Below are 9,603 nucleotides of genomic sequence, written 5' to 3'. Positions count from 1 at the left end.
GCTCAGACTTCGGTTTTTCGACATACAATGAATTACAGGAGTTACTAACAATCGCATAAAATGTACAACTTTTTGTTGGCACCACTTAACCTTAACAAAACTTTGCAACAGAACCCATCAAAACAATTTCAAACATATGCCAAAGAAAAAGGCATTATCACAAGCATGTCTCATACAGGAAACTGCCATGATAATGCCCTCATAGAATCCTTTCATTCTCATTTGAAATCCGAAGGATTCTATGCGCAAAATATAAAACAATCGAATAATGCTAGTATAATACAAACTGTGGAGGAATACATCCACTACTATAATAATGAACGGATTCAGAGAAAATTAGATAATATGTCACCTATAGCTTATAGGAAACATGTTGTCTAGGTGTTTTTTATTTGTCTCACCAAATGGGGTCAGACCATCAAGTATTTTCCTGAAAGAATAGCGTTTTCTTCGTTTTGAGGATAGTCTCTGTCCTTAGCCTGATGGGCATGAAGCAAGACCCTGTAGAAATTCAAACAAAAGTTGAGGCGATTCGTGCTCGCAAGGAAGAAAGATAGCAACGTTTACGCAGTGCGAAGCAGCATTGTACAAAATGCTGCTCTTTTAAAACTATTTGTTTCTGGTGTACAATCTCATTTCTCATTATAACGTCTCTATTCTCCAGTCCCACGGCAGATCTTTATAAAAAGCAGAAACATTATACATTCATCGATTCATAAAAGCTGTCCATATATAAATTGGACAGCTTTTACATTTTCAATCTTCGCGTAAAGTTTTAATTAAATCCATTTTTGAAATCCAAATAGATGGGAAGAGAGTTGACAGAGCACCTATTAATGGGCTTGCAAACAATCCAATGAGAATAAGCGGGATTGGAAGAATGTAGTGCTCTGCTTCTAAACCTGCCAAAACGTGATAGCCCAATGCTACTCCTGTAATGATGCCGACAATCCCTCCGGACATCGTTACTATGATCCCCTCCAATAGAGCTAAGCGAACAACTTGTTTTTTTCTGCTTCCAATAGCTCTTAGCACTGCAAATTCACGCTTTCGTTCTTGGAGGCAGCTTGCCATACTGTTCATTAAGCCAATGAATGCAATAGAAGTCATTAAGATAACAATAATGAGAAGAATGAGCATCCGCTGCGTTGCTTGAGTTTTCAACTTTTGAAGTTCTTGTGCCCTATCGTATAAAACAGTATTAGAAAAGCTTGGATTTTTCAAAAGGGTTTCAACTTTATTTTGAATATCCTTTGCCTTGTTTTTCTTTATTATGTTGTATTGAATTTGTTGTATTTTATTGATGTGAAAATATCTTTCTAAATTTACGGCATCGGTATAAATTTTATATTCATCATCAGGAGATAGCGGCATATTCCGAATAATCCCGACAATCTGAAATGAATGCCCTTTATCGCCTTTTAATACCTCGTCATACCGTCCGATTTGTATTGTATCCCCTAATTTATATCCTAAATCTTTCATATCTTTTGTTATTACCACTCCATTATTGCGCAGGGCATTTTGGTCAATTGTTCCTTCCAGTACGTAGATAGGTTTAAATTCAGATGCTGTTTTCATGTCCATAGCGCCTAAATTAAGATGCGCCTGTTGTTGGCCATTTACATGAAATAGTTGACCTTTCCATTTCCTTGCATAATCTTGATCCAAATTTAACGTAAGCCCAAAAACGGATGTAGGAACTGTGATAGATTGTATCCCGTCAATTTTTTTCACTTGATCAGCCAGTTCCGAGGAAAATCCAGGTTCAAGTGATGATTCGCTCGAGAGAATTGTATAACTAGTGAGGCGCTCGCTTCGAATTGTTTGTTCCGCTTGATGAACTATAGAACCAAACAACATATATCCTGTAAATCCAATTATAAGAGCCAAGACTAAGATGCTTGCAATTTGAATGTTCCGTTTCATTTGCCGTAAAACATTCTGTCCCGAAATGTATCCTTCTGAACTTAATATTGGTTTTGCAATCAAAGTGAATAATTTAACCATAATCCGTATTACGAGAGGAATATTCAGAAACATGGAAATAAAAAATATTCCTCCTGTCAGCAAGTACACCCAACTTGGTCCATTCAAATAAAAATAATTTGAAGCCGCAATTAAGAACGATAGGATGAGAAGGACTAAACCTCCGATTGTAATCCATGGATTCAAACGTTCCGATACTTGTTCACTTTGACGATAAGCTGCAATCGGAGGAAGCTTCATTGCGCTGTAAGCAGGTACGATACCAGATAAAATCGTTAAGAGTATCCCTGCAATCGCGCTGATAATAACTGAATTCCACGGAATAATAATCTCGAATATGTGTACATTCATGAGTTGTTCGACAAATCCCTTAGACAAAGATGCCGCTTGTGTTCCTAAGCCCACACTTACTATAGAAGCTAAAATACCGATAATCAGTGATTCAACTAAAATTAATGTAAAGAGCTGGGCCCTTTGGGCTCCCAGGAGCCGTAAAGTCGCAAGATCTCTTTGTCGCTCTTGTATAGCCATTTGTAGCGTACTGATTACAATTAAAATACTACCAATAATGGAACCGATGGTCAGGATATAAATAAAGGGTTTTAATCCACCTATATTTTCTTTTTCTTTATCCATCCCCTTACGTCCATCAACATATATATCAGGGAATTTTTCCTTTAGATTTTTTGAAACAGTTTCTATATAAGATCGGCTTGAAAGTTTTAACATAACTACCGTAGTTTTATTCTCATTAGAGGTTGCTTGACTGAGCCAGTCGTAATCAAATAAAGCAATGTAATCCAGCTTCTCCTTTTGGCTAAATGTTCCTGAAACTCTTACCTTTTTCTTGCCGTTAGGGGGGAAAGGCATTTCGATGATTGATCCTATTTTTAGTCCTTGCGCTTTTAAATAGCGGACAGGCAGCACTACCTCATCCTGTTTTGGAAATGCCCCCTCTCCAATGTTCAGAAAAGGATGCTCTTTTGATAGCGAATCATCTTTTAATCCGACATACGTAGGCATTTCCAATAATTCAGATTGCGGATTATTTTTTCCTAAATAAGGATATAACAAAGGACTGCTCTGTACAACACCAGGAACCGCATCGATAAAAGAGATATCTTGTTTAGACAGCTGAAATTCGTTCGTTTGATAACCTGCTAACATATCATAGTTTCCAAATTTTTGTTTGACAGACTTCTCATTTGATTTTTCTACTGTATAAAGCAAAATCTGAGAAATGATTAACATCATAACCCCTAAAGATATACCTAAAACAGAAAAGAAACTCCGCCCTTTTTTAGAGGTGAAAAATCTCCAAGAGATACTTGGCATTTTCATGACAGAACACCTTCAATTCTATTTGTAATCTCCATAACGATTTGTTTATTCTCTTTCTGTTTGCCTTTTACTTTCAATTCATCAATCAATTGGCCATCCTCCATAAAAACAATGCGGTGTGCATAAGAGGCAACGTTCGCATCATGGGTTACCATGACCATTGAGTGATGTAGACTATCACAGAAGTACCGCAAAATTCCAAGTATTTCTTTACTTGTTTTAGAATCTAAGCTTCCGGTTGGCTCATCAGCCAGTATGATTTTTGGTTCTGTAATCAATGCTCTTGCAATGGCTACACGTTGTTGTTGCCCACCTGACATATTAGGTGGGTAAGTAGCAGCTAAATGTCCGATTCTAACTAAATTCAGCAGCTCTCTTGCCTTCTTTTTTGTCTCAAGATTGCTTTTCCTGGAAAGGAGCAGGGGTAACGCTACATTTTCCTCTGCTGTTAAAACTGGAAGCAAGTTGAAGAATTGAAATATGAATCCGATATTTTCAGAACGTATTCTCGTCAAATCCGCATCCCTTGCTTTTGTAATATCTTGCCCGTTGAGAAGGATTTCTCCCGATGTGGGTTTATCCAATCCGGATAAAAGATTCAACAGGGTAGATTTTCCGGAGCCGCTTGTGCCCATAATTGCTACGAATTCTCCCTTTTGTATTTGCAAATCAATATTTTTCAATGCATAAAATTGATTATCATCTGTGCCATATATCTTATTTACCGATTTTGCTTCTAATACAAATGACATAATTAATGCCCTCCTTTTTTTAGTTATTGCCATTGTATAAGAAAGAACTAAATAAACTGTCATGAAAGTATCAATGAAATATCAATAAAACATTAAACTTTCATCAAACATATTAAAAAATTTCGTTTTTCGGATTAATATAGTGGTATAAGAGTTTTTCGCTAGAAGGGAAAGGAAGCGAGGCTATATGGAAGAAACAATTTTAATTACAGACGATGAAATAGAGATTGTAGATTTATTAAAAGATTTTCTCGAAATAGACGGATACAAAGTTCTTGCTGCCTATGATGGAGAAACAGCTTTGAACATCTTAAAATCCGAAAAGATCGATTGTATCTTATTGGATATTATGATGCCAAATATAGATGGATTTACTGTTTGTAAAGAAATACGAAAAATTAGCAACGTGCCTATTTTATTCTTAAGCGCAAAACAAGATGATATCGATAAAATTAGAGGGCTAAACCTGGGAGCGGATGACTATATTGTAAAATCGGCTACCCCTGGAGAAATTATCGCCAGAATCAAGGCTGTGCGCAGAAGATTTCATGTGCCCCATACAGAGGAGAATCATCCTGAAACATACATACTGGACTTTGGAGATTTAAAAATCGATACCAGGGCCCATGAAGTCTGGAAAAAGAATGAACAGATTCCTTTAACATCCAAGGAATACGACATACTAGAGTTTTTCGCTAGCCACCCTAAGCAAGTGTTTACTCACGAACAGCTTATTAGCAAGATATGGGAAGAAAATTATGGCGATTCGCATTCTGTCAGGGTATTCATTGCACGGATTCGGGACAAAATAGAGGATTGCCCAGCCCATCCTCAATGGATTCATACCATTTGGGGAGTTGGTTACAAGTTTGAGGGATTAAAGCATGGGCAGTAAACTTTCTATACGCCAATGGGTTGTCATTACCTTATTATTACTGACGCTTATCCCCTTTTTGGGAACTAAATTTGCGTCCAATATGTATGATCGCTATTTTCCCGTTCCTCATGAAGATAATCAAACTAGCAAGAATAACATACAAGAATGGTTAGAACAAACTATTCTGATGAAACCGGAGTTATGGTCAACGTCAGAATGGCAAAACAAAATAAAAAAAGATTTAGCAAATAAAGATTTGGAACTTATTCTATTCGATTCTGTTGATAAAAAAGTATTTACCAATGTAAATGCATCCTTGGAGGAAGACGTTCACAGAAAAGAAAACTACAGTATCAGTCTATCTAAATCAACCTTTGAAAAACAAACGGTCTATAAAGAAGGAAAGGCTGCAGGCACCATTTTTGTACGGCATACTCCCCCAGTGGCTGCCGAAGGGATAGATGAACCAAAAAATGCATTTTTACAAGAGTGGGGTGGATTCATTATCTGGATATCTCTATTCTTCCTTGTCTTATTCTTCTGCAGCATAGTTACTAACAATATGATACTGCGCCCTCTTAGATTATTGGAGAGAGCAGCTTTGTCGCTATCTCGTAACGAATTTTCGTCTGTTTTACCTTCTTCACCAATTAAAGAAATTAACGCTGTCACAGACGGTTTTAAATTTATGCAACAAGAGCTGCAGCAATTACTGGCTTCAAAGGCGCAAATGGAAGAAGATCGAAAAATGTTTATCGCTTCAATTGTACATGATTTGCGTACCCCCTTATTCTCTATAAGAGGATATCTAGAAGGGTTAGAAAAGGGGATTGCCGATACTCCTGAAAAACAAAAGAAGTATATTAAAGTTTGTAAAAATAAAGCAGACTTGTTGGAAGAACTGGTTTCGAATTTATTCCAATATGTAAAACTTGATTATTTGGGCACCCAGCCAGAGTTCCAAATGATTGACTTTAAAAAATTAATTAAAAACATAGCGGAAGGTTATGATTTAGAGCTTCATGAAAGGAACATCAATCTTACTCTGGAAGTTCCTGAAGATCTTCTGATGTTGCAAGGCAATCCCTCTTTGTTGACCAGGTCCATAGATAACATAGTAAGCAACGCAATTCGGCATACTCCTGAAAATGGTTCAGTAGATATAGCCTTAGAAACTTCTGCAACAGAAATGACCATCATAATTAAAGATAGCGGTGAAGGTATACCCAAAGATATATTACCGCATATATTCAAGCCTTTATATCGGGGAGAATATTCGAGAAATCGTAAGACAGGCGGAACCGGTCTTGGATTAACAATTGCTAAACATGGCTTCAAGGTGCATGGCGGGGATCTAATAGCAAAAAATGATTATATAAAAGGCGCTATATTTATTGGACATATACCAATCAATCAAAACAATAATTCTAAAACATAATTTTTTCTCACCCGTTAAAAAATGTAAAGGAGACAGGGAATGATTCCATCGCCATCAAGTTAAAATTTTGCAGCACCTCAGAACTAAATTTTAGACCTTCTTGTAACAAAGAAGCCTATTTTATCGTTTTGGGGGTGACTTGTTTTCTTGGCTTGATGGGCATGGGGTACCGCCAGCATTTTGGAAAAAAACCACACTAAGAGCATGCAGAATTTTATACAGTTTTTTAGCTAATCCAGTAACAAACAAGAATCCTAAAACCCACGCCAGGATAGGAATGTATAAAAAAATGAATAGAGTCATAGAACAAAAAAAGGAGGATCCCTTGTGAGAGTAGGATTCCACCTTGTCTTTGCTACCAATAATGATGCGTTATGTTAACCAAGCATGTACAGAATATACATTCAAAAATCTAAACAAATTGGTTCTTCCAAATGGTACAATTAGGAAAAAAGAGGTGAACAAATTATGACAAAAAAAACAGGTTGGAATTATATTATTGGTCTAGCATGGCTGTCAACCATTTCCTTACTTTGGGCAAACTCTGCTAGGTTGATTCCCAATAAAATTGTTGCCCTAAGCATCTCTATCGTTATGATTATTATTGCAGCAGGAGCCAGTCTAATAGGACTTTACCGACTTAAAAAGAAAAAATATTGAAAACCGATCATACCTCTCTCCAAATTGGGAGGGGTTTGGTATAAAAGTCATTAAATGGAGCTAAAACATGAATTTTACAAAGAAAGAAATTGAGAAAGAAATTAAGAAAACCAAACGAAAATCGTTAATTGTATTATTTTGTATAGTTGGTTTGTTCGTATACGGAGTGTATTGGGCGTTTTTCAGTATGGATCGACTACCCACAGGTGAAAAGATTGCTGAAAAACAGTCTCCTGACGGAACATATACATTTAAAGCTTACGTAACAAGCGGCGGAGCAACAACGAGTTTTGCTGTTAGAGGAGAGTTAGTATTTAATCATCGTAAATATTTCAAGACAAAGAATGTGTATTGGAATTACCGAGAGGATACGGCAAAGATTGTCTGGAAAGACAATGATACAGTAATCATTAACGGACATACATTAAATGTTCCTGAAGAGACATATGATTTCAGATACGATTAATTGTAAGGGGTTTTTGTAGGCTTATAGATACATTGACTGCCGATATCAAGAATTATGTAAATGAGCTGTCCATATGGACAGCTCATTGTATTTTTTACTTAGTGTGTTTTTTTTCAAAAATGCTGGCGGTACCTCTACTTAATTTTTTTTGATTGATCATGAGGAACCGTTACAGTAACTGTTTTGGTTGTCACATTCCCTGTGTTGTCCATAGCAGTGTATGTCACAGTGTATATACGTCCATTTCCACTTCCCAGTCTATCTGCACGAAGTTCAAAGGAGTCAGTGGATCCACTAATAGGTTTATTATAATTTGCATTCTGAATATCATCAGATTGAAGTGTTTCATTGCTAGTAATGGATGTTAACACTACTGAATTGATTCCTGATGTATCGTCAGAAGCATTAATTGTAGCTGTAATCGGAACCATTTTATGATTAGGCGGCCATATTGTTGTTTTGTCTAAACTGATGTTTAGCACAGGAGCTGTCTTATCTAGTTTAATTGTTTTTGTATGAAATTGTTCAGTATTTCCGGCGTTGTCTACGCTCCAATAGGTTAGAGTGTGGACTCCTTCATCAGAAATCTTGATTTCATTTCCACTCTGTGTGGAACCATTATCTAGTTGATAATAAGTGGAAGCAACACCAGATCCGCCATCATTATCAGTTGCAGTTAAGTTAACGGTAACATCTTTATTCACCCAATCTGTTGGTGCGTTATCAGTTGTAACAGGTGAAATTGTGTCATCAAGTTTGATATTTTCAACTAGTACGATATCATCAAGATTGACATCAAAGTTGAACCCAGCAAGATGATAAATGTAGAATTCACTTGAATTAATAGAGTTTGGAGTAGTAAATTCAAACGATTTTTGCTCATACTGTGAGGAATTAAATCCCAAACTAGCTATGCCGCGTCCATTAACATTTACTGATACCCATACTTCTGAACTAGGAGTATTTACTTTTCCAGATGTAGACAGTATGTATGTAGTATTAGGTTTCAAAGTTATGGTTCCAACAAGTCCTCCACCGTATGATGCCTTTAAATGAAGTCCTTTAGAATTATTTACTCCTGCATGATCTTCAATATTGTATTTTATATCGCCATATGGCCATGGTTTAAGAGGTTCTATACTTGAATTGTGTTCAAAATCCATATTTAAAATATAAGATTTCTCCTTTTCCTTTAATGATGGACTATCTGCTGATACAATACCTGAAAAACCTATACTGGCACTTAATACAATTGCTGTAGAAAATACTCCTATACCGAATTTTTTAAACAATTTCTTCATCTCCTTTAAAATGAATTTAATGATATGTAAGATTATACGTTATAACAAACTAAAAGAATATTATAATTTAGAATTTTATCCAGGAGATAGAAATTTTTAAAAATTGATTTTATGAAGATACAAGAAAAGATTTTAGGTTCTGGTGCAAAAACTTCAGGGCAATTGCAAGTAATCTCTAAGTCTTGGACATACTCATACTATTACTCTAAAAGAGTGTGTGCTCGGTATGGAAAAGAAAAATTTGTTTAAATGGAAACACTATCAGCCTGATCTTATCTTATTAACGGTAAGATGGTACCTACGGTACAATCTAAGTTTTCGTGATTTGGTGGAAATGATGGCGGAACGGGGCATAATCGTTGCTCATACAACGGTTATGCGTTGGGTGCATCAGTATAGTCCTGAATTAGACAAAAGAGTCCGTCGTCATCTCAAACAAACCAATGACTCCTGGAGAGTCGATGAAACATATATCAAAGTAAACAGTCAATGGATGTACCTGTATCGTGCTGTCGATTCGAAAGGAAGTACCATCGATTTTTACCTAAGCAAAGCAAGAAACCACAAGGCTGCAAAGCGATTCTTCAAGAAAATTTTGCAGTCTTTTCATATTTCTGAGCCTCGTGTCATGACGACCGATAAGAATCCAGCTTATCCTATAGCAGTTGAAGAATTGAGAAAAGAAAAAAGGATGCCATTAGGCATCCAACTAAGGAAAGTGAAATATCTCAATAAGAGGTACGGAAACATGCCCATCAACTTAAGAATTTTATAACACC

General features: G+C 36.2%; 8 protein-coding genes and 1 pseudogene. 6 read left to right on the top strand and 3 right to left on the bottom strand.

Annotated features, from left to right (window positions below; all coding sequences use genetic code 11):
• Positions 1 to 60 precede the first annotated feature (60 nt).
• A complete protein-coding gene (locus LOK41_RS29395) occupies positions 61 to 381 on the top strand; it encodes an IS3 family transposase (protein WP_481748843.1) in 321 nt (106 codons plus the stop codon).
• A 375-nt stretch (positions 382 to 756) separates the two neighbouring features.
• Here the strand turns inward: LOK41_RS29395 and LOK41_RS26345 are convergent, their stop codons facing one another.
• Positions 757 to 3,330, bottom strand: coding sequence for an ABC transporter permease (locus LOK41_RS26345; RefSeq protein WP_241818950.1), 2,574 nt, complete (start codon positions 3,328 to 3,330; stop codon positions 757 to 759).
• A complete protein-coding gene (locus LOK41_RS26340; RefSeq protein ID WP_241818949.1) occupies positions 3,327 to 4,082 on the bottom strand; it encodes an ABC transporter ATP-binding protein in 756 nt (251 codons plus the stop codon). The genes LOK41_RS26345 and LOK41_RS26340 overlap by 4 nt, the downstream gene beginning before the upstream one ends.
• Positions 4,083 to 4,269: 187 nt before the next feature.
• Between LOK41_RS26340 and LOK41_RS26335 the strand changes: the two genes are divergently transcribed.
• The 4 genes from LOK41_RS26335 to LOK41_RS26320 all read left to right on the top strand — a co-directional run bounded on the left by LOK41_RS26335 (position 4,270) and on the right by LOK41_RS26320 (position 7,523).
• A complete protein-coding gene (locus tag LOK41_RS26335; RefSeq protein ID WP_241818948.1) occupies positions 4,270 to 4,977 on the top strand; it encodes a response regulator transcription factor in 708 nt (235 codons plus the stop codon).
• Positions 4,967 to 6,397, top strand: a complete 1,431-nt coding sequence (locus LOK41_RS26330) for a sensor histidine kinase (RefSeq protein WP_241818947.1) — start codon at positions 4,967 to 4,969, stop codon at positions 6,395 to 6,397. The genes LOK41_RS26335 and LOK41_RS26330 overlap by 11 nt, the downstream gene beginning before the upstream one ends.
• 468 nt (positions 6,398 to 6,865) lie before the next feature.
• Positions 6,866 to 7,057: a hypothetical protein gene (locus tag LOK41_RS26325; protein WP_241818946.1), complete on the top strand. Its 192-nt coding sequence runs from the start codon at positions 6,866 to 6,868 to the stop codon at positions 7,055 to 7,057.
• Positions 7,058 to 7,124: 67 nt separating this feature from the next.
• A complete protein-coding gene (locus tag LOK41_RS26320; protein ID WP_174103920.1) occupies positions 7,125 to 7,523 on the top strand; it encodes a DUF5412 domain-containing protein in 399 nt (132 codons plus the stop codon).
• Between the two features lie 134 nt (positions 7,524 to 7,657).
• Here LOK41_RS26320 and LOK41_RS26315 read toward each other — a convergent pair whose 3' ends face one another.
• The gene (locus tag LOK41_RS26315) at positions 7,658 to 8,824 is read right to left on the bottom strand and encodes an OmpL47-type beta-barrel domain-containing protein (protein WP_347269377.1); all 1,167 of its coding nucleotides are present in this window, start codon (positions 8,822 to 8,824) and stop codon (positions 7,658 to 7,660) included.
• A gap of 226 nt (positions 8,825 to 9,050) precedes the next feature.
• On the opposite strand from LOK41_RS26315, the pseudogene LOK41_RS26310 reads away from it, so the two are divergent.
• Positions 9,051 to 9,557, top strand: a pseudogene (locus tag LOK41_RS26310) (IS6 family transposase); the annotation flags it as partial.
• Positions 9,558 to 9,603: the final 46 nt, after the last annotated feature.

The organism is Bacillus sp. TL12, from assembly GCF_022625245.1.
Classification (GTDB): Bacteria; Bacillota; Bacilli; order Bacillales; family Bacillaceae_G; genus Bacillus_A.
The sequence above is the reverse complement of the archived record's forward strand: the minus strand, read 5'-3'. Positions and strand labels throughout refer to the sequence as shown.